We start from the raw sequence: 19,598 nt of genomic DNA, 5'->3' as shown, positions 1-19,598 counted from the left end.
GCTCATCGGTGTGAGCAGTCTCAGGGTCTTTGCTGGTTAAATTTTAACCAGACCTCATTATTCGCCGACGCTGATCTTCAGGCCAGCAGCTATTGCAAAGGGTGTCAGGGTGATCGCCAGGGCGGTCAGGCTACCCAGCCACAGCAGATACCCGGTCGCCGGCATGCCTTGGAGGGCGGCCTGCAAGGCGCCACTGCCGAGGATCAACACCGGGATGTACAACGGCAGAATCAGCAGCGCCAGCAACAGGCCGCCACGTTTCAAACCGACCGTCAGTGCCGCGCCCACCGCGCCAAGCAAGCTCAGTACCGGTGTACCCAGCAACAACGAAAGCAGCAAAACCGGCAGGCAGGCGACAGGCAAACCGAGCATCAACGCCAGCAACGGTGAGAGCAAAACCAGTGCCAGACCGGAGAAAAGCCAGTGTGCCAGTACCTTGGCCAATACCAGAAGTGGTAGCGGGTGCGACGAAAGGACCCACTGTTCCAGGGATCCGTCTTCGAAATCACTGCGGAACAGCCCGTCCAGCGAGAGCAGGACCGACAACAGCGCCGCCACCCAGACTAACCCGGGGGACAGGTTTTGCAACACTTGAGTTTCCGGGCCGACGGCCAGCGGGAACAACGCGATGACGATGGCGAAGAAAATCAGCGGATTGGCCAGCTCCGCCGGGCGGCGAAACAGCAGTCGGGACTCACGGGCAACCAGCAGGCCAAACACACTCATACTGCCCAGTTCCCCAAATCGATGTCGCGATAACCGGCCGGCATCCGGCTCAGCGTGTGGTGCGTGGTCAACACCACCAGACCACCGCGTTCGCAGTGCCCGGCCAGATGCTCTTCGAGCTGCGCCACGCCTTGTTTATCGAGGGCAGTGAACGGTTCATCGAGAATCCACAGCGGCGGGCTGTCCAGATACAAGCGCGCCAGCGCCACGCGACGTTGCTGACCAGCGGACAGGCTGTGGCAGGGAACATCTTCGAAACCGCGCAATCCTACTGCTGCCAGCGCTTGCCAGATGGCATCACGCTCGGCGGGATGATGCAGCGCGCAGAGCCACGAAAGGTTCTCTTCCGGGGTCAGCAGATCCTTGATCCCGGCGGCGTGACCGATCCACAGCAAGTTGCGTGCGAGTTCGCTGCGTTGTTCGGTCAGCGGCTGGCCATTGAGCAGGACTTGCCCGGCGGTCGGCTGCATCAGCCCTGAAAGCAGGCGCAAAAGGCTGGTCTTGCCGCTGCCATTGGGTCCGCTGATCTGCACCATATCGCCACTGGCCAGTCTCAATTCGAGATTTTCGAAGAGCAGCCGCAGATCACGTTCACACGCAAGGGCAACGGTTTGCAGAACAGGACTGGTCAAGGGATCACGGGCCTTATACGGTTCAAGTCGGCTCTGGCGCGGCCGTTAAAGAGATGCAGCATAGATGCATTGACGGCTCGATCTAGAGAGCTGGGTCAAACAATTGCTATGTTTTTTATTCGAAGCGCAAGACGGGCGGCATTATACATGTCGTGCCTTACTCTCAAGAGTGCATTTTCCTCAGGTTGTGTCCGCGTATGACAGGCGAAATGAACATCCTCCCGCTCCCGCCCACCACCCCGGCGACCGTTCGCCCGCAGGTCGGTGAGCTGCTCAAGCTGCTGACCCCGGTCGAAGGCCTGATCGGCGCCGGGCAAAGCGCCAAGGCCGAGGTGTTGTCGCTCAAGCAGGCGGATCAGACTTTTCAGTTATTGCTCAAGGTGACCGTCGACGGCGGACGCCAGACCACCGTGCAAGCGACCAGCAATCTGCCGTTGCCCCAAGGCACCAGTCTGGCGATCACCCAACCCTCGGCGGGCAATCTGGCGATCACCGTGCAGCAGGCCATCGCCAGCAGTGTCGCCGCCCTCACCCGCATCGACACCGCGCAATTGCCGGTCGGCACGCTGTTGCAAGGCAAGGTGCTGACCTCGCAGGCGCTGCCGCAGACGCCCGGGCAAGCGGCGGTATTCCGTTCGCTGGTCACTCTGCTCAACACCGCACAGAGCGGCAGCACACTGACCATCGACAGCCCGCAGCCGCTGCGCATCGGTACTTTGCTTTCGGCGTTGGTCGAAGATGCACAAACCCTGAAATTCCTGCCGATGAGCAGTCGTCAGGAACAACTGGCGGTGAGTCAGCAATTGGTCGGCCAGCAAAGTCGTCAGGCGTCACTCGGTGGGCTGTTGAACGCACTACAGAATCTACCGCCAGCCGATGACTCGACCTCTGCAGATTTGCGCGCGGTGGTCGACAAACTGCTCGCCAGCCTGCCCGATGTACAACAACTGAGCACCGCCAAAGGCGTGGCACTGGCGCTGGCCAATAGCGGCGTGTTCCTCGAAGCCAAGCTGCTGACCGGACAAACCCCGACGCTGGCCCCGGACATGAAAGCCGATCTGCTCAAGCTGATCGCACAACTGACCCCAGGCCTGCCGAGCAGCACCAGTTTCAACGCGATCATCGCCGCCAACACCCTGGCGCAAGCGCTGCCGAGTTTCGTCCGCAACGCCCTCGGCATGCTCGGCCAGGTCAGCGCCAAACCGGTACCGAGCAGCTTCCCGCTGCCCGAGCGTTTGCTGCAAAGTCAGGACGGCGAAGGCGATCTGGAACAGTTGCTGCGTCTCGCCGCTGCCGCCGTTTCGCGCCTGCAAAGCCATCAACTGTCGAGCCTCGAGCAGACCGGCGTTACCGACGACGGCCGCCTGCTCAGCACCTGGCAACTGGAAATCCCCATGCGCAACCTGCAGGACATCGTGCCGCTGCAGGTCAAGTTCCAGCGCGAAGAAGCGCCGGAGCGAGAGCCGCAACCGAATGAACGTCGCGATGAGCGCGAGCCCAAGCAACAACTGTGGCGCGTCGATCTGGCGTTCGACATGGAACCGCTCGGGCCGATGCAGATTCAGGCGCAACTGATCGCCGGCAGCCTGTCCAGCCAACTGTGGGCCGAGCGGCCGTACACCGCCGACCTGATCGGCAACAACCTGTTCGCCCTGCGCCAGCGTCTGCTTGATCGCGGGCTCAACGTCGGCGACATCGACTGCCACCTCGGCACGCCGCCGCAAGGCAATCAAACCCGTCTTGAACACCGCTGGGTCGACGAAACCGCATGAACGATTCCACTGCCCCACGCCAGGCCATCGCCCTCAAATACGACGGCAACCACGCCCCGACCCTCACCGCCAAAGGTGATGACGAACTGGCCGAAGAAATCCTGCGCATTGCTCGCGATTGCGAAGTGCCGATCTATGAGAACGCTGAACTGGTGCGATTACTGGCGCGGATGGAATTGGGCGACAGCATTCCCGAAGAGCTGTATCGCACGATCGCCGAGATCATCGCGTTTGCGTGGAATCTGAAGGGCAAATTCCCTGAGGGGCAGGACCCGAATGCGCCGATGGTCGAGAAGGACGTCACCGATCGCGGGGATGATTACTGAGCCTTAAAAGCAAAAGATCGCAGCCTTCGGCAGCTCCTACATTGGAATGCGTTTCCCTGTAGGAGCTGCCGAAGGCTGCGATCTTTTGATCTTGCTTGCCGCTAAAAGCTCGAAACTCTTAGCTGCCTTTATGTAGTTTGCGCATCAACTCCGCCTCAGCCTGGGTCAACCCGCAGGACTGAGTCAGTTCATCGACGCTTGCGCCCATGCCCACCAGTTTCGCCGCCTGGGCGAATGACAGGCTCGACGGGTCGCGCTGTTCCAGCTGAACGATTTTGTCCGGCAACGGACCGACGACCGCGCGCAGCTCGTGCAGGGCTTCGCCCATGCGCACGTTGCCGTTCTGGTAATCGTCGACACGCTTGGCCAGTTCCTTGATGCGTTGATCACGCAGCGCATCGCCCTGAGCCTGTTGCGCAGCGATCACCCGCTGCGCCTTGATGTACGACACAAACATTGCCAGCGTGCCTGCCCAGAAGAGGAACAGGACAATGACCGCGACTTCGAGAATCAATCAGATGTTCTCCAGATCCGACCATTCTTCTTCGCTCATCATCTTGTCCAGCTCGACCAGGATCAGCAACTCGTTGTTCTTGTTGCACACGCCCTGGATGAACTTGGCCGACTCTTCGTTGCCGACGTTCGGCGCCGTCTCGATTTCCGACTGACGCAGGTAAACCACTTCGGCGACGCTGTCGACCATGATGCCGACGACTTGCTTGTCGGCTTCGATGATGACGATACGGGTGTTGTCGCTGATCTCGCCGCTGTTCAGGCCGAAGCGCTGACGGGTGTCGATCACGGTGACCACGTTACCGCGCAGGTTGATGATGCCCAGCACGTAGCTCGGCGCACCCGGCACTGGAGCGATCTCGGTGTAGCGCAGCACTTCCTGCACGCGCATCACGTTGATGCCGTAGGTTTCGTTGTCCAGTTTGAAGGTAACCCATTGCAGGATCGGATCTTCAGAACCCTTTGCCGCCGTCGCCTTGTCGTTCATACCCTAGCCCCTCGAAGTACCGCCCTAGCGGTGTATGTTTCGTACGCCGGCATGCGTCTGCCGGAAGTGTCTGTTATGTAGGTTTGTGATTCGGCTTACTGCCGGACATGTGTTTTGCCCCACCGCTGGCGATCAACTCGGCCAGTGCGGAAACGTCAAGCAAGGCGCACATGTGTTCAATCACCGTGCCGGCGAGCCATGGCCGCTGACCCCGGTGACTTCTCCATTTAATTTCATTCGGGTCCAGACGCAACGAGCGACTGACCTGATGCACCGCCAGGCCCCACTCGTAACCTTGTACCGAAATCACGTACTGCAGGCCCTGACGGAAGTCATCGCGGTAGCGATCCGGCATGACCCAGCGTGCCGTGTCCAAAACTTTCAAATTACCGGCCTGGCTCGGCAGGATCCCGAGGAACCACTCCGGCTGACCGAACAGCGGCGTCAGCTCGTGGCCGGCCAGCGAATAGATCGAGCCAAGGCACACCAGCGGCACGGCCAAGGTCAGCCCGGCGACGTCGAACAACAGGCATTCGAACGCTTCGGAGGCCCAGGCCGGACGGCCATCGGTTTCCACCGGTGGTGGCGTGTTGTTCGGCGGCAGATGCACTTCCACCAGCGGCGGCACCAGCGTCTGCTCGACAGGCGCGGGTGCGGGTGCAACTGGAGCTGGAGCCGGTTCGACCACCGCCGGTTCCGGCGCGGTTTTCAGCAACTGGGTTTGCAGCAGCGGTGCCAGTGTCGAAACGGACGCGCGAACCGGCTCGGCTTCTTCGATCAATGCAACCGGTGCCTTGGCGACCGCTGCGGCGGCAGGCGCAACAACCGGTGCGACAGGTTTGGCAGCCTTCTGCGCATCACGCGCCTGCTCTTCCAGCACCGCAGCCTGGAACTCGTCCAGTGCCTCGGTGCTTTCGACAACTTCAGGCTGCGCCTCAATGACCGGCGGCAGCTCGTCAGGAATTTCCTGCAGCAAATTATCCAGATAAGACTGCAGCGCCAATTGCGGCTTCGACGTCAACTTGACCGGCCGATTCATACGCAACCCCATGTAGGAGCTGCCGCAGGCTGCGATCTTTTGATCTTTTCAGGAGCGCCACTAAGCAAGATCAAAAGATCGCAGCCTGCGGCAGCTCCTACAAGGTTCAACGTCATTCAAGCCACCTGCGGAACAAGTTGTTGCGCCAACAGATGCTTGAGCAGCGCGCGGTAGGCCAGCACGCCACGGCTCTTGCCGTCGAATTGCGAAGGCGTGACACCGGCACGGCTGGCATCGCGCAGACGAGTGTCGACCGGGATATAACCCTGCCAGATCTCTTCCGGGAATTTGTCACGCAGCACACGCAAGGTGTGCATCGAGGCCTGGGTACGGCGATCGAACAGGGTCGGCACGATGCTGAACGGCAGCGCCTGTTTGCGCGAGCGGTTGATCATCGCCAAGGTGTTGACCATGCGTTCCAGACCTTTGACGGCCAAGTGTTCGGTCTGCACCGGAATCACCAATTGCTGGCTCGCCGCGAGGGCGTTGACCATCAGCACGCCGAGCAACGGCGGGCTGTCGATCACAGCGTAATCGAAGTCCTGCCACAGTTGCGCCAGACTCTTGGCGATCACCAGACCGAGGCCACTCTGCCCCGGCGACTGACGCTCAAGGGTCGCCAGTGCGGTGCTCGATGGCAGCAGGGAAATGCGTTCGTCACTGGTCGACAACAGCAACTGCCCCGGCAGGCCTTGCGGCACGCTGCCCTTGTGCAGAAACAGGTCGTAGTTGCTGTGTTCCAGGCTGTCGGGATCGTAACCGAAATAGCTGGTCATCGAGCCGTGCGGGTCGAGATCGACCACAACCACGCGCTTGCCCGCCTCGGCCAGCAACCCGGCTAAAGCGATGGAAGATGTGGTTTTACCGACACCACCCTTTTGATTGGCGACTGCCCAGACTCTCATTCAGTTCGTTCCTCCCGGCCGATATGCTCGACCGAGACATAGCTCAGCGTGTTAATGCGGGTGACGGAGAATTGACGGCACTCTCGCGTCCCGGCGTCTTGACCGGGGTCGGTGCAGTTTGTGTGCCAGCCCGCTTCAATGCAGCGTCCGGTTGCGCGTTAGCGGTTCCGGTGCCCGTGAGGCTGCGCCGTACATCGAGATTTCGCGAGACCACCAGAACCACCCGGCGGTTTTTCCCTCGGCCTTCAGCGGTAGCGTTGTTGGCCACCGGTTGAAACTCGCCGTAACCCACCGATGCCAATCGGCCAGGGTTCACACCCTGCATCGCCAGCATGCGCACGATGCTCGCCGAACGCGCCGAGGACAGCTCCCAGTTGGTCGGGTACTGCGCGGTGCGGATCGGTTGATCATCGGTGAAGCCTTCGACGTGAATCGGGTTGTCGAACGGTTTCAGAATCGCCGCAACCTTGTCGATGATGTTGAAGGCGATGTCACTCGGCATGGCGTCGCCGCTGCCGAACAACAGGCTGGAGTTGAGCTCGATCTCGACCCACAGTTCGTTGCCGCGCACGGTCATCTGGTTGGAACTGATCAAGTCGCCGAACGCAGCGCTGATGTCATCGGCGATGCTTTTCAGCGGATCGCTGGCGCCGGCGATACCGGCGTCGATCTGCTCGGCGTCCTTGACCAGCGGCTTGGCCGGGGTCACGGTTTTCGGCCGCTCGTCGCCAATCGGGATCGGTTTGAGCGCGCGGTCGGAGTCTTTGAATACGCCGACCAGCGCTTCGGAAATTTCCTTGTACTTGCCTTCGTTGATCGACGAAATCGAGTACATCACCACGAAGAACGCGAACAGCAACGTGATGAAATCCGCGTAGGACACGAGCCAGCGCTCGTGGTTGACGTGTTCTTCCTGATGCCTGCGACGAGCCATGAGGTTATTCCCTTAATCCATGAAGCCTTGCAGCTTCAACTCAATGGAGCGAGGGTTTTCACCTTCGGCGATCGACAGGATCCCTTCCAACAACATTTCGCGATAACGCGACTGCCGCAACGCAATTGACTTCAGCTTGGCGGCAATCGGCAGCAACACCAGGTTGGCACTGGCCACGCCGTAAATGGTCGCGACAAACGCCACGGCGATGCCGCTGCCCAGTTGTGTTGGATCCGCGAGGTTACCCATCACATGGATCAGGCCCATCACCGCACCGATGATGCCGATGGTTGGCGCGTAGCCGCCCATGCTTTCAAAGACTTTTGCGGCTTCGATGTCGCGGGCTTCCTGGGTGTAGAAATCCACCTCGAGGATGCTACGGATCGCTTCCGGCTCGGCACCGTCGACCAGCAATTGCAAGCCTTTGCGCGAGTAATTGTCGGGTTCGGCATCGGCCACGCCTTCAAGGCCCAGCAGGCCTTCCTTGCGCGCGGTGAGACTCCAGTTGACGACGCGATCAATGCCACCGGCCAGATCGACCCGTGGCGGAAACAGAATCCAGGCGAGGATCTGCATGGCGCGCTTGAACGCGCTCATCGGCGATTGCAGCAGTGCGGCACCGATGGTGCCGCCCAGTACGATCAATGCCGCCGGGCCGTTGGCCAGCGCACCGAGATGACCACCTTCAAGGTAGTTACCACCGATGATGGCGACGAACGCCATGATGATCCCGATAAGGCTTAAAACATCCATCAGATACACGCCTCGACAATGTGTTTGCCGATGTCGTCGAGGCTGTACACCGCGTCGGCGAGGTCAGCTTTGACGATGGCCATTGGCATGCCGTAGATCACGCAACTAGCTTCGTCTTGCGCCCACACGGCGCTGCCGCCCTGCTTGAGCAGACGCGCGCCTTCACGGCCGTCGGCGCCCATGCCGGTCAACACCACCGCCAGAACTTTGTCGCCGTAGGATTTCGCCGCCGAACCGAAGGTGATGTCCACGCACGGCTTGTAGTTCAGACGCTCGTCGCCCGGGAGGATTTTCACCGCGCCACGGCCGTCGATCATCATTTGCTTGCCACCCGGCGCGAGCAACGCCAGGCCCGGACGCAGGATGTCGCCATCCTCGGCTTCCTTGACGCTGATGCGGCAGAGCTTGTCGAGACGCTCGGCGAAGGCCTTGGTGAACGCCGCCGGCATGTGCTGGATCAACACGATCGGTGCCGGGAAGTTCGCTGGCAACTGAGTCAGCACGCGTTGCAGGGCCACTGGGCCGCCAGTTGAAGTACCGATGGCAACCAGTTTGTAGGCCTTGCGTTTCGGCGCCGGCGACGACGCGCTGGCGGCCGGGGCGCGAGTTGGCGCTGGAGCTGGAGCCGGACGCGTTGGCGCACTGGTGCTGTGACTGCTGTGGCTGCTGAAGCTGGACGCAGCTGGGGTCGGTGCAGGCGCAGGAGCAGCTACTGGCGCAGGTGCGCTGTAAGCACTGAAACGACGGTTACTGCGCGAAATGCTATGGACCTTTTCGCACAACAGTTGCTTGACCTTCTCTGGGTTACGCGAGATGTCTTCGAAATTCTTCGGCAGGAAATCCACCGCGCCGGCGTCCAGCGCATCGAGGGTGACCCGGGCGCCTTCGTGGGTCAGCGAGGAGAACATCAACACCGGGGTCGGGCAGCGCTGCATGATGTGCCGCACTGCCGTGATGCCGTCCATCATCGGCATCTCGTAGTCCATGGTGATCACGTCCGGCTTGAGCGCCAGCGCCTGATCAATCGCCTCTTTACCGTTGGTTGCGGTGCCGACCACCTGAATGCTCGGATCCGCAGAAAGAATTTCCGAGACGCGGCGGCGGAAAAAACCCGAATCGTCCACCACCAGGACTTTGACTGCCATAAACACTCCATTAGGTGCGGCGGGACGTTATCGCCCCGCCGCCCCGGATTCAAATACGCCGTGCGGCGTAACGCTTGAGCATGCTTGGAACATCGAGAATCAGCGCGATGCGGCCGTCACCGGTAATGGTGGCGCCGGACATGCCCGGAGTGCCCTGCAGCATTTTGCCCAATGGCTTGATGACCACTTCTTCCTGACCGACCAGTTGATCGACGACGAAGCCGATCCGCTGAGTGCCCACCGAAAGGATCACCACGTGGCCTTCACGCTGCTCTTCGTGAGCGGCGGAGCTGACCAGCCAGCGCTTGAGGTAGAACAATGGCAGCGCCTTGTCCCGCACGATCACCACTTCCTGACCGTCGACGACGTTGGTGGTCGACAGGTCGAGGTGGAAGATTTCGTTGACGTTGACCAACGGGAACGCAAACGCCTGATTGCCGAGCATCACCATCAGGGTTGGCATGATCGCGAGGGTCAGCGGCACCTTGATGACGATCTTCGAGCCCTGGCCCTTGGTCGAGTAAATGTTGATCGAACCGTTGAGCTGGGAAATCTTGGTCTTCACCACGTCCATGCCGACACCGCGGCCGGACACGTCGGAGATCTCGGTCTTGGTCGAGAAACCCGGGGCGAAAATCAGGTTGTAGCACTCGGTATCGCTGAGGCGATCGGCCGCGTCCTTGTCCATCACGCCGCGTTTTACCGCAATGGCGCGCAGGACGTTCGGGTCCATGCCTTTGCCGTCATCGGAAATCGACAGCAGGATATGGTCGCCCTCTTGCTCGGCTGCCAGTACCACGCGACCGCCACGGGCCTTGCCCGACGCTTCGCGTTCTTCCGGCGACTCGATGCCGTGGTCGACGGCGTTGCGCACCAAGTGGACCAGCGGGTCGGCCAGGGCCTCGACAAGGTTTTTGTCGAGGTCGGTTTCTTCACCCACCAGTTCCAGGTTGATCTCTTTCTTGAGCTGACGCGCCAGATCTCGAACCAGACGCGGGAAGCGCCCGAAGACTTTCTTGATTGGCTGCATCCGCGTCTTCATAACGGCGGTCTGCAAGTCAGCCGTGACCACGTCGAGGTTCGACACGGCCTTTTGCATGGCTTCATCGCCGCTGTTCAGGCCCAGACGCACGAGACGGTTACGCACCAGCACCAGCTCGCCAACCATGTTCATGATTTCGTCGAGACGTGCCGTGTCGACGCGCACGGTGGTTTCGGCTTCGCTCGCCGGTTTTTCCGGTGGCGGTGTTGCCGGCGCACGGGCCGGAGCCGGTGCAGCAGCGGCGGCCGGTTTTGGCGCTTCGGCTTTCGGCTCAGGCTTGGCAGCAGGCTTGGGCGCTGCAGCAGCGGCCGGTGCCTTGGCAGCCGGTGTGGTGACGGTCGAAGCTCTGCCAGCAGCGGCGGTGCCGACTTCGGAGAACTTGCCTTTGCCGTGCAATTCGTCGAGCAGCGATTCGAACTCGTGATCGCTGATCAGATCGCTACCGGCCGCCGCAGCAACCGGTGCGGCTGGCGCAGGTGCCGACGCAATCGCCGACTCCAGCGCATCGACGGCAAAGTTGCCCTTGCCATGCAACTGATCGAGCAGGGCTTCGAATTCGTCGTCGGTGATATCAGAGCTGTCGCCCTTGGCCGGAGCCGCAGGGGCTGCCGCCGCTGGCGCAACCGCGTCCACCGCAAACTGGCCCTTGCCGTGCAGTTGATCGAGCAAAGACTCGAACTCGGCATCGGTGATTTCATCGCTCGCGGCTTCAGCGGCCGTTTGCACAGGGGCAGCAGCGGCCGGGGCTTCGGCTTCAGCCTTGACGGCGTTCAGCGAGTCCAACAGCTGTTCAAATTCGTTATCGGTGATGTCGCCCGACGCGTCGCCTTCGACGACCAGTTCTTCGATCATCTCGGCCACTGGCGAAGCCGGGGCTGTGTCCGCCGATTGCGGTTCGGCCAGACGCGCCAGGGCGGCCAGCAGTTCCGGGGTGGCCGCGGTGATCGGCGCACGCTCACGAACCTCAGTGAACATGCTGTTCACCGCGTCCAGCGCTTCGAGGACAACGTCCATCAGTTCTGCATCAACGCGACGTTCACCCTTGCGCAGGATGTCGAACACGTTTTCGGCGATGTGACAGCACTCCACCAGCTCATTGAGCTGAAGGAAGCCGGCGCCCCCTTTTACAGTGTGGAAACCGCGAAAAATTGCGTTGAGCAGATCTGCGTCATCCGGACGGCTTTCCAGCTCGACCAGTTGTTCGGACAGTTGCTCAAGAATCTCGCCGGCCTCAACCAGGAAATCCTGAAGGATCTCTTCATCGGCGCCGAAGCTCATTAATGGGGTGCTCCTACAGGTCTAAAAACCCAAAAAACCTAAAATTCCAAAACTCTAGAACCCGAGGCTGGATAACAAATCGTCCACATCGTCCTGACCGGACACAACGTCTTCTCGTTTATCGGCATGAATCTGCGGACCTTCACCCTGCGAGAGATGTTTTTGTGGATCTTTTTCTGCAAGCATCGCGGCGCGGTCATGTTCGATGCCCGCAAAGCGGTCGACCTGACTGGCCATGAGCACGAGTTTGAGCAAATTGCTTTCGACTTCGGTGACCAGTTGGGTCACACGCTTGATCACCTGACCGGTGAGGTCCTGGTAATCCTGGGCCAGCAGGATGTCGTTGAGATTGCTCGACACCGCACGGTTGTCCGTGCTGCTGCGTGACAGAAAACCGTCGACCCGGCGCGCCAGTTCACGGAACTCTTCAGCCCCGACCTCGCGACGCATGAAGCGGCCCCAATCGGCGCTCAACGTCTGGGCTTCGTCAGCCAGACCATTGACCACCGGCGTGGCGCTTTCCACCAGATCCATGGTGCGGTTGGCCGCGGCCTCTGTCAGCTTGACCACATAGCCCAGGCGTTCGGTGGCGTCGGTGATTTGCGACACTTCCTCGGCCTGCGGCATGTTCGGATCGATCTGGAAGTTGACGATCGCACTGTGCAATTCACGTGTGAGCTTGCCCACTTCCTGGTACAGGCCACGGTCACGGGTCTGATTGAGCTCATGGATCAGTTGCACAGCGTCGCCGAACCTGCCTTTTTCAAGGCTTTCGACCAGTTCGACCGCGTGTTTTTTCAGGGTCGACTCGAAATCGCCCTGTGAAGATTCGTTATGCTCCATAGCTCCCCCGCGCGTTCATCAGCCGATGCGTTCGAAAATCTTCTCGATTTTGTCTTTCAACGCCTGAGCCGTGAAAGGTTTGACTACGTAGCCGTTTACACCGGCCTGAGCGGCTTCAATGATCTGCTCGCGCTTGGCTTCTGCAGTCACCATCAGCACTGGCAGGTGCTTGAGTTTTTCATCGGCACGCACGTGGCGCAGCAGGTCGATACCGGTCATGCCCGGCATGTTCCAGTCTGTTACCAGAAAGTCGATGCTTCCGCTGTTGAGCACTGGAATGGCAGTCACGCCATCGTCAGCCTCGACGGTGTTGGTGAACCCAAGATCACGCAGCAGGTTCTTGATGATCCGCCGCATCGTTGAGAAGTCATCAACGATGAGGATTTTCATGTCTTTGTTCAATTCGACCTCCAAGCAGTCTTAAACGCGCCCAGCACCTGGACGCGCCACTTCAATCAATCGGCGCAGCACTCGAAGACTGTCTGGAGCACAACAGAGCAAGACCGGTGCCGTTCATCACCGCACCAGCCTCGTTCGCAGTGTCCCCACACTGCCTTCAGCGCGCTCGCCACTCCCCCAAACGCCCCCGCAAACGGGCCGCGCACTGGCTGTGTAACTGGCTGACCCGCGATTCACTGACGCCAAGGACTTCACCGATCTCCTTGAGGTTCAGCTCTTCGTCGTAGTACAGCGCCAACACCAGTCGCTCACGCTCCGGCAAATTGGCAATCGCGTCCGCCAGCGCTGCCTGGAAACGTTCATCTTCCAGATCGCGTGACGGCTCAAGATGAGCACTCGCGCCATCCTCGTGCAGCCCTTCGTGTTCGCCGTCCTGCAGCAGGTCGTCGAAACTGAACAGGCGGCTGCCCAAGGTGTCATTCAAAATCCCGTAGTAATCGTCGAGACTCAATTGGAGTTCGGCCGCAACCTCGTGATCTTTAGCATCACGGCCGGTTTTAGCTTCAATTGAGCGAATCGCGTCGCTGACCATCCGGGTATTGCGGTGAACCGAGCGTGGCGCCCAGTCCCCTTTGCGCACTTCGTCGAGCATCGCGCCGCGGATTCGAATGCCCGCGTACGTTTCGAAACTGGCGCCTTTGCTGGCGTCATATTTGGTCGAGACTTCGAGCAGACCGATCATCCCGGCCTGGATCAAATCTTCAACCTGCACACTCGCCGGCAAGCGTGCCAGCAAGTGGTAGGCAATGCGTTTGACCAGTGGCGCGTAACGCTCGATCAGTTCGTACTGCGCGTCACGTGCCGACTTCTTGTAGTAGTTCATACCGCTTGCGGTCATAGCACGGGCCCTGCCGTTTGCTGCACGAGGCGCTCGACGAAAAACTCAAGGTGGCCGCGCGGGTTGGCGGGCAGCGGCCAGGTGTCGACCTTCTGCGCGATGGCCTTGAACGCCAGCGCGCACTTGGAACGCGGGAAGGCTTCATAGACCGCACGCTGCTTCTGCACCGCTTTACGCACGCTTTCGTCGTAAGGCACGGCGCCGACGTATTGTAGAGCGACGTCGAGGAAGCGATCCGTGACCTTGGTCAACTTGGCGAACAGGTTGCGCCCTTCCTGCGGGCTCTGCGCCATGTTGGCGAGGACGCGGAAGCGGTTCATGCCGTAATCGCGGTTGAGCAATTTGATCAGCGCGTAGGCGTCGGTAATGGACGTCGGCTCGTCGCAGACCACCAGCAACACTTCTTGCGCGGCGCGTACGAAACTGACTACCGAGTCACCAATACCCGCAGCGGTGTCGATCACCAGTACGTCGAGATTGTCGCCGATGTCGCTGAACGCCTGAATCAGACCGGCATGTTGCGCCGGGCTCAGGTGGACCATGCTCTGTGTGCCGGACGCCGCCGGCACGATGCGAATGCCACCGGGGCCTTGCAACAGCACGTCGCGCAATTCGCAGCGGCCTTCGATCACGTCGGCCAGTGTGCGTTTAGGGGTCAGACCCAACAAAACGTCGACGTTCGCCAGTCCCAGATCGGCGTCCAGCAGCATGACCCGACGGCCAAGCTCTGCCAGCGCCAGAGACAAGTTCACTGACACGTTAGTCTTGCCGACGCCACCTTTGCCGCCGGTCACCGCGATCACCTGTACGGGATGCATGCTGCCCATGTTATTTCTTTACCTTGTCTTGCATAGACGGAGGCCACATTACTGGCTGCGCGTTCACAAACGGAACAATGCATGGCAGACCATCGATGTAGGTACAAAAACTGTTCATGAATACCTCAGCCTACCTGCTTGGTCGGGCTGTGATAGATATCAGCGAACATGTCAGCCATGGCTTCTTCGCTGGGTTCTTCCTGCATTTGCACGCTGACGGCGCGGCTGACCAGTTGATGACGACGCGGCAGATGCAAATCATCCGGAATCCGTGGGCCATCGGTCAGGTACGCGACCGGCAATTCATGACTGATCGCCAGGCTCAACACTTCGCCAAGGCTGGCCGTTTCATCCAGTTTAGTCAGGATGCAGCCGGCTAGCCCGCAACGCTTGTAACTGTGATAAGCGGCGGTTAGAACCTGTTTCTGGCTGGTGGTTGCCAAGACCAGATAATTTTTTGAGCGAATGCCACGCCCGGCCAGACTTTCCAGCTGCATGCGCAGGGCCGGATCGCTGGCTTGCAGGCCGGCAGTATCGATCAAAACCACGCGTTTGCGCAGCAGTGGATCCAGCGCTTGCACCAGCGATTGACCCGGATCGACGTGAGTCACTGGCACATTGAGAATGCGGCCCAGCGTCTTCAGTTGTTCCTGCGCACCGATACGGAAACTGTCCATGCTCACCAGCGCGACATTCTGCGCGCCGTATTTCAGCACATAACGCGCGGCAAGCTTGGCGAGTGTAGTGGTCTTGCCCATGCCGGCAGGGCCGACCATGGCGATCACACCGCCCTCTTCCAGCGGCTCGACTTCCGGCACGGCAATCATCCGCGCCAGATGCGCAAGGAGCATGCGCCAGGCCTGACGCGGTTCTTCGATATCAGTGATCATCGCCAGCAGATCGCGCGACAACGGCCCGGACAGGCCGATACGTTGCAGACGGCGATACAGGTTGGCTTGCGCCGGACGGCTGCCTTGCAGCTGATTCCAGGCCAGGGTGCCGAGCTGGACTTCCATCAGCTCGCGCAGGCTGTTCAATTCAAAACGCATCGAATCCAGTGCACGCGGATCAACACCACCGGAAGACTGCGCAGGCGCCGGGGCCGGACGCGCCGGGGCGGCGTAAGTCGGCTCGCTCAGCGGTTCAGCGGCGGTCAGCGGCAGGCCGGCCGTCAACGGCAGCCCGGCGAAAATCTGGCGATTGCTATTGCCGTCGGCTTCGCCACGCAGGCTCAACTCGGCCTGGGCGGTGACAATGCGCGACTGGGTCTTGCGCAGCTCGTCTTCGAGTTCCATGTTCGGAACCCGTGGCGCCAGCGCCGACAGTTTGTAATCCAGTGCCGCCGTCAGCTCGACACCGCCGGCAATGCGGCGATTGCCAATGATGGCGGCATCAGCGCCCAGCTCATCACGAACCAGCTTCATGGCCTGACGCATATCGGCGGCAAAGAAACGCTTAACTTGCATAAACCACTACCTCAGCCGTTGGGCCCTACTGTCGCAACGATGGTCACTTGCTTGTTGTCCGGTATTTCCTGGTAGGCCAGCACATGCAATCCAGGGACTGCGAGGCGGCCAAAGCGCGAGAGCATCGCGCGGATCGGGCCGGCGACCAAAAGGATCACCGGCTGACCTTGCATTTCCTGACGCTGCGCCGCTTCGATGAGCGAACGCTGCAGCTTCTCGGCCATGCTTGGCTCCAGCAGAACGCCCTCTTCCGAGCCTTGTCCTGCCTTCTGCAGACTATTGAGCAATATTTGTTCCAACCTTGGTTCCAAGGTGATCACAGGCAGCTCCGACTCAGTGCCTACAATGCTTTGGACGATGGCGCGGGATACGCCGACGCGCACAGCAGCCACCAGCGCGGCGGTATCTTGACTCTTCGCGGCGTTGTTGGCGATGGCTTCGGCGATGCTGCGGATGTCGCGCACCGGTACGTGTTCGGCGAGCAACGCTTGCAGCACTTTGAGCAGTTGCGACAGCGACACCACGCCCGGCACCAGCTCTTCAGCCAGTTTCGGCGAGCTTTTGGCCAGCAATTGCATGAGTTGCTGCACTTCCTCGTGGCCGATCAGCTCACTGGAGTGCTTGTACAGAATCTGGTTCAAGTGGGTCGCGACCACGGTGCTGGCATCCACCACCGTGTAACCGAGGGATTGAGCCTGGGCACGCTGGCTGATTTCGATCCACACCGCTTCCAGGCCGAAAGCCGGATCTTTGGCGTTGATGCCGTTGAGCGTGCCGTAGACCTGGCCCGGGTTGATCGCCAGTTCGCGATCCGGATAGATCTCGGCTTCGGCGAGGATCACACCCATCAGGGTCAGGCGATAGGCGCTGGGCGCCAGATCGAGGTTGTCGCGGATGTGCACGGTCGGCATCAGGAAGCCCAGATCCTGCGAGAGCTTCTTGCGCACACCCTTGATCCGCGCCAGCAACTGCCCGCCCTGATTGCGGTCCACCAGCGGAATCAGGCGATAGCCGACTTCCAGACCAATCATGTCGATTGGCGTCACGTCGTCCCAGCCCAGCTCTTTGGTTTCCATGGCGCGGGCCGGCGACGGCAGCAGTTCCTGCTGACGCTTGACCTCTTCCAGCGCCACGACCTTGGCGACGTTCTGCTTCTTCCAGAACAGGTACGCGCCACCCGCAGCCAGCGCCGCCATGCTGAGGAACGAGAAGTGCGGCATGCCCGGCACCAGGCCCATGACCGCCATCAGACCGGCCGCCACCGCCAGCGCTTTCGGCGAGGCGAACATCTGACGATTGATCTGCTTGCCCATGTCTTCCGAACCGGAAGCACGGGTCACCATGATCGCTGCTGCTGTCGATAACAACAGTGATGGCAATTGCGCCACTAAACCGTCACCGATGGTCAGCAAGGCATAAACCCGACCGGCATCGCCGAAGCTCATGTTGTGCTGGAAGATACCGACGGCCATGCCGCCAATGAGGTTGATGAACAGAATCAGCAGGCCGGCGATGGCGTCACCACGGACGAACTTGCTGGCACCGTCCATCGAACCGTAGAACTCGGCCTCTTGGGCGACTTCCTGACGGCGCGCCTTGGCCTGGTTCTGGTCGATCAGACCGGCGTTGAGGTCGGCGTCGATCGCCATTTGTTTGCCGGGCATCGCATCGAGGGTGAACCGCGCGCTCACCTCGGAAATCCGCCCGGCACCCTTGGTCACTACGACGAAGTTGATGATCATCAGGATCGCGAAGACCACGATACCGACCACGTAGTTACCGCCGATCACCACCTCGCCGAAGGCCTGAATCACCTTACCGGCCGCGGCGTGGCCGTCCTGACCGTGGAGCATCACCACCCGCGTCGAAGCCACGTTCAACGCCAGCCGCAACAACGTCGCGACCAGCAGAATCGTCGGGAACACAGCGAAATCCAGCGGCCGCAGCGCATACACGCAGACCAGCAGGACGACGATCGACAGCGCGATGTTGAAGGTAAAGAACACGTCGAGCAGGAACGGCGGCACCGGCAACATCATCATGGCCAGCATGACCAGCAGCAACAACGGCACGCCCAGATTGCCTCGACTGAGGTCGGCAACATTCGTGCGAGCAGTGTTGAATAACTGAGAGCGATCCACCGGTTTTCCCCGTTCCTTTAAAGCAAACTTTTGACGCCCAGAGCGGGCTCACGGCGGGTACTGCAAGAAGCTTTCCAACTTTTGCCAAGGAATGAGATACAGAGGGTTAAGCGGGGTGGGGGAGCAGTATTTTCAGGTAAGGCGGAGTCAGCAGAATCTCATCAAAAAATTGCCAACCCCGCTGCGCTTTAAATTAAAAGCGGAGATTTGTCACTTCCATCGAACCTTCTTTCACCAGATCACATACGACCCTCCTACCGACTTTGAAGTTGAATTGGTGCTTTAGGCTTTCAGGGACCAGAAAGAAAAAACACCTTTCGTCAGGGTTAATCGGAGGTTCCGGGTGAGGTGAGAGAATTTCCCCGGTAAGTATCTTTTTTATTCTGACGTATTCATCGTACGTTCCCGGAAAGATAGTGCCCCTACCAGTGTTTTCGTCGTAGCTTACGAATGCACCCACGTCATCTTTATCTCGCAATTCCATTTCCTTTCTCCTTTGCCATCGCATAAGCAGGCGCACCCAATGTGCGACACCACCCAGCAATCAAAACGCAAAGGCACGCTTCCCACACCTGTAAAACCTGACAGGTTGAACGGGCTTTCGGACGAAAGGTAAACCTGAGGATCTCGTTCAAACCAAGACAGACCGCTGCGCAAGCAGGCTTACTCCTACAGGGGATTGCGTTCCAAATGTGGGAAGCGAGCCTGCTCGCGAAGGGGCCAGTGAAGTCAGCGCAAATCACCTATTAAACCCAGATGTTTAAAAGACACCTTCAGACACGCCTTCAAGGCTACAAATCCTTGCGCCATTGCCTACAGCCAAGCCAGAATCCGCCGGCTTGTGCGCCTTGGGGTCGGGTTCTATTGTGGGTCGGTCGCTGAAGAGTCAGCGATCGGGTTTAGCGACCCAAATCTGTAATAGGTGCATCAGCGCTCCATGCTTTGTGGCAGATTCAATTTCTGCAACTTCGCTATGGTGGCTGTATGCGGGAGACCCTCGGGTCTGCCGGGTGCCTATAACCGGTTCGCTAACCTGCGTACAGCCGCCACCTTCCTGTTTAGCGACAGTTCTGGGCGGCTCCACTCTTATAGGAGCTTCACCATGATCAAACCAACGCCAAACCCACCCGAAACCGACCCCACCTCCCCCTACGAATCCCTCGATTCAAAAAAACTCCACGAAGCCGCCGACCGCGCCCTCGATCACTACCTCTGTCCACCCGGCTCCACGCCACCGCCACGCAAAATCCGCCGGATGTACGCCGTCACCGCCGACTTCAAAAACGAAGAGCTGCTGGCCGATGCCAGCGAAACCCTCGCCTCAGCCCGAACCATCGCCCATGACTTCGCCCACCTCATACCCGCGTCGCAGCGCAGGACGCTGCTGGGGATCGCGCAGCTGATCATGCTGGGGGAACTGGCGGTGAATCGGGTGATGGATAATCTGGAGGTGCCGCAGTAGCGACACGCGATGATCGTTC

General features: G+C 60.0%; 19 protein-coding genes. 3 read left to right on the top strand and 16 right to left on the bottom strand.

Features of this window, described 5'->3' with window-relative positions; all coding sequences use genetic code 11:
- Positions 1–57: 57 nt before the first annotated feature.
- Positions 58–726 carry a heme exporter protein CcmB gene (gene ccmB, locus RMV17_RS08120; RefSeq protein ID WP_034151525.1) on the bottom strand — a complete coding sequence of 223 codons (669 nt, stop codon included), beginning with the start codon at positions 724–726 and terminating at the stop codon, positions 58–60.
- Positions 723–1,358: a cytochrome c biogenesis heme-transporting ATPase CcmA gene (ccmA, locus tag RMV17_RS08115; protein WP_034151524.1), complete on the bottom strand. Its 636-nt coding sequence runs from the start codon at positions 1,356–1,358 to the stop codon at positions 723–725. Before ccmA ends, ccmB begins: the two co-directional genes overlap by 4 nt.
- 197 nt (positions 1,359–1,555) lie before the next feature.
- Here ccmA and RMV17_RS08110 point away from each other — a divergent pair, with 197 nt between their 5' ends.
- Both RMV17_RS08110 and RMV17_RS08105 read left to right on the top strand, forming a co-directional pair.
- Positions 1,556–3,130, top strand: a complete 1,575-nt coding sequence (locus RMV17_RS08110) for a flagellar hook-length control protein FliK (protein ID WP_311886220.1) — start codon at positions 1,556–1,558, stop codon at positions 3,128–3,130.
- Entirely contained in the window at positions 3,127–3,456 is a 330-nt protein-coding gene (locus RMV17_RS08105; protein ID WP_016987484.1) for an EscU/YscU/HrcU family type III secretion system export apparatus switch protein, read from the top strand. Before RMV17_RS08110 ends, RMV17_RS08105 begins: the two co-directional genes overlap by 4 nt.
- Positions 3,457–3,574: 118 nt before the next feature.
- Here the strand turns inward: RMV17_RS08105 and RMV17_RS08100 are convergent, their stop codons facing one another.
- The 14 genes from RMV17_RS08100 to flhA all read right to left on the bottom strand — a co-directional run bounded on the left by RMV17_RS08100 (position 3,575) and on the right by flhA (position 18,117).
- Entirely contained in the window at positions 3,575–3,970 is a 396-nt protein-coding gene (locus RMV17_RS08100; protein WP_311886219.1) for a DUF2802 domain-containing protein, read from the bottom strand.
- Positions 3,971–4,456 carry a chemotaxis protein CheW gene (locus RMV17_RS08095; RefSeq protein WP_108226832.1) on the bottom strand — a complete coding sequence of 162 codons (486 nt, stop codon included), beginning with the start codon at positions 4,454–4,456 and terminating at the stop codon, positions 3,971–3,973. It lies immediately after the preceding gene.
- A gap of 73 nt (positions 4,457–4,529) precedes the next feature.
- Entirely contained in the window at positions 4,530–5,495 is a 966-nt protein-coding gene (locus RMV17_RS08090) for a CheW domain-containing protein (protein ID WP_108226833.1), read from the bottom strand.
- Between the two features lie 116 nt (positions 5,496–5,611).
- Positions 5,612–6,400, bottom strand: coding sequence for a ParA family protein (locus RMV17_RS08085; RefSeq protein WP_007919990.1), 789 nt, complete (start codon positions 6,398–6,400; stop codon positions 5,612–5,614).
- 43 nt (positions 6,401–6,443) lie between these two features.
- Positions 6,444–7,334: a flagellar motor protein MotD gene (gene motD / locus RMV17_RS08080; protein WP_034151519.1), complete on the bottom strand. Its 891-nt coding sequence runs from the start codon at positions 7,332–7,334 to the stop codon at positions 6,444–6,446.
- Positions 7,335–7,346: 12 nt separating this feature from the next.
- On the bottom strand, positions 7,347–8,087 hold the full coding sequence (locus tag RMV17_RS08075; protein WP_016987476.1) for a flagellar motor protein: 741 nt from the start codon (positions 8,085–8,087) through the stop codon (positions 7,347–7,349).
- Positions 8,087–9,232: a chemotaxis response regulator protein-glutamate methylesterase gene (locus RMV17_RS08070; protein WP_108226835.1), complete on the bottom strand. Its 1,146-nt coding sequence runs from the start codon at positions 9,230–9,232 to the stop codon at positions 8,087–8,089. The genes RMV17_RS08075 and RMV17_RS08070 overlap by 1 nt, the downstream gene beginning before the upstream one ends.
- A 49-nt stretch (positions 9,233–9,281) precedes the next feature.
- Positions 9,282–11,552: a chemotaxis protein CheA gene (locus RMV17_RS08065; RefSeq protein ID WP_311886215.1), complete on the bottom strand. Its 2,271-nt coding sequence runs from the start codon at positions 11,550–11,552 to the stop codon at positions 9,282–9,284.
- Positions 11,553–11,606: 54 nt separating this feature from the next.
- The gene (locus RMV17_RS08060; protein ID WP_034151516.1) at positions 11,607–12,395 is read right to left on the bottom strand and encodes a protein phosphatase CheZ; all 789 of its coding nucleotides are present in this window, start codon (positions 12,393–12,395) and stop codon (positions 11,607–11,609) included.
- A gap of 18 nt (positions 12,396–12,413) precedes the next feature.
- Positions 12,414–12,785: a chemotaxis response regulator CheY gene (locus RMV17_RS08055; protein ID WP_161986607.1), complete on the bottom strand. Its 372-nt coding sequence runs from the start codon at positions 12,783–12,785 to the stop codon at positions 12,414–12,416.
- A 166-nt stretch (positions 12,786–12,951) separates the two neighbouring features.
- Entirely contained in the window at positions 12,952–13,692 is a 741-nt protein-coding gene (fliA, locus tag RMV17_RS08050) for an RNA polymerase sigma factor FliA (protein WP_007920004.1), read from the bottom strand.
- On the bottom strand, positions 13,689–14,519 hold the full coding sequence (gene fleN, locus RMV17_RS08045; RefSeq protein ID WP_003222917.1) for a flagellar synthesis regulator FleN: 831 nt from the start codon (positions 14,517–14,519) through the stop codon (positions 13,689–13,691). Before fleN ends, fliA begins: the two co-directional genes overlap by 4 nt.
- 116 nt (positions 14,520–14,635) lie before the next feature.
- Complete coding sequence (flhF, locus tag RMV17_RS08040; protein ID WP_008077677.1) at positions 14,636–15,976, bottom strand: flagellar biosynthesis protein FlhF; 1,341 nt, start codon at positions 15,974–15,976, stop codon at positions 14,636–14,638.
- An 11-nt stretch (positions 15,977–15,987) separates the two neighbouring features.
- Positions 15,988–18,117, bottom strand: a complete 2,130-nt coding sequence (gene flhA, locus RMV17_RS08035) for a flagellar biosynthesis protein FlhA (protein ID WP_034151515.1) — start codon at positions 18,115–18,117, stop codon at positions 15,988–15,990.
- Between the two features lie 1,102 nt (positions 18,118–19,219).
- On the opposite strand from flhA, the gene RMV17_RS08030 reads away from it, so the two are divergent.
- The gene (locus tag RMV17_RS08030; protein WP_311886213.1) at positions 19,220–19,579 is read left to right on the top strand and encodes a DUF6124 family protein; all 360 of its coding nucleotides are present in this window, start codon (positions 19,220–19,222) and stop codon (positions 19,577–19,579) included.
- Positions 19,580–19,598: the final 19 nt, after the last annotated feature.

The sequence above is a fragment of the Pseudomonas sp. VD-NE ins genome, from assembly GCF_031882575.1.
Lineage (GTDB): Bacteria > Pseudomonadota > Gammaproteobacteria > Pseudomonadales > Pseudomonadaceae > Aquipseudomonas > Aquipseudomonas fluorescens_BZ.
This window is presented reverse-complemented; position numbering and strand designations above follow the sequence as displayed.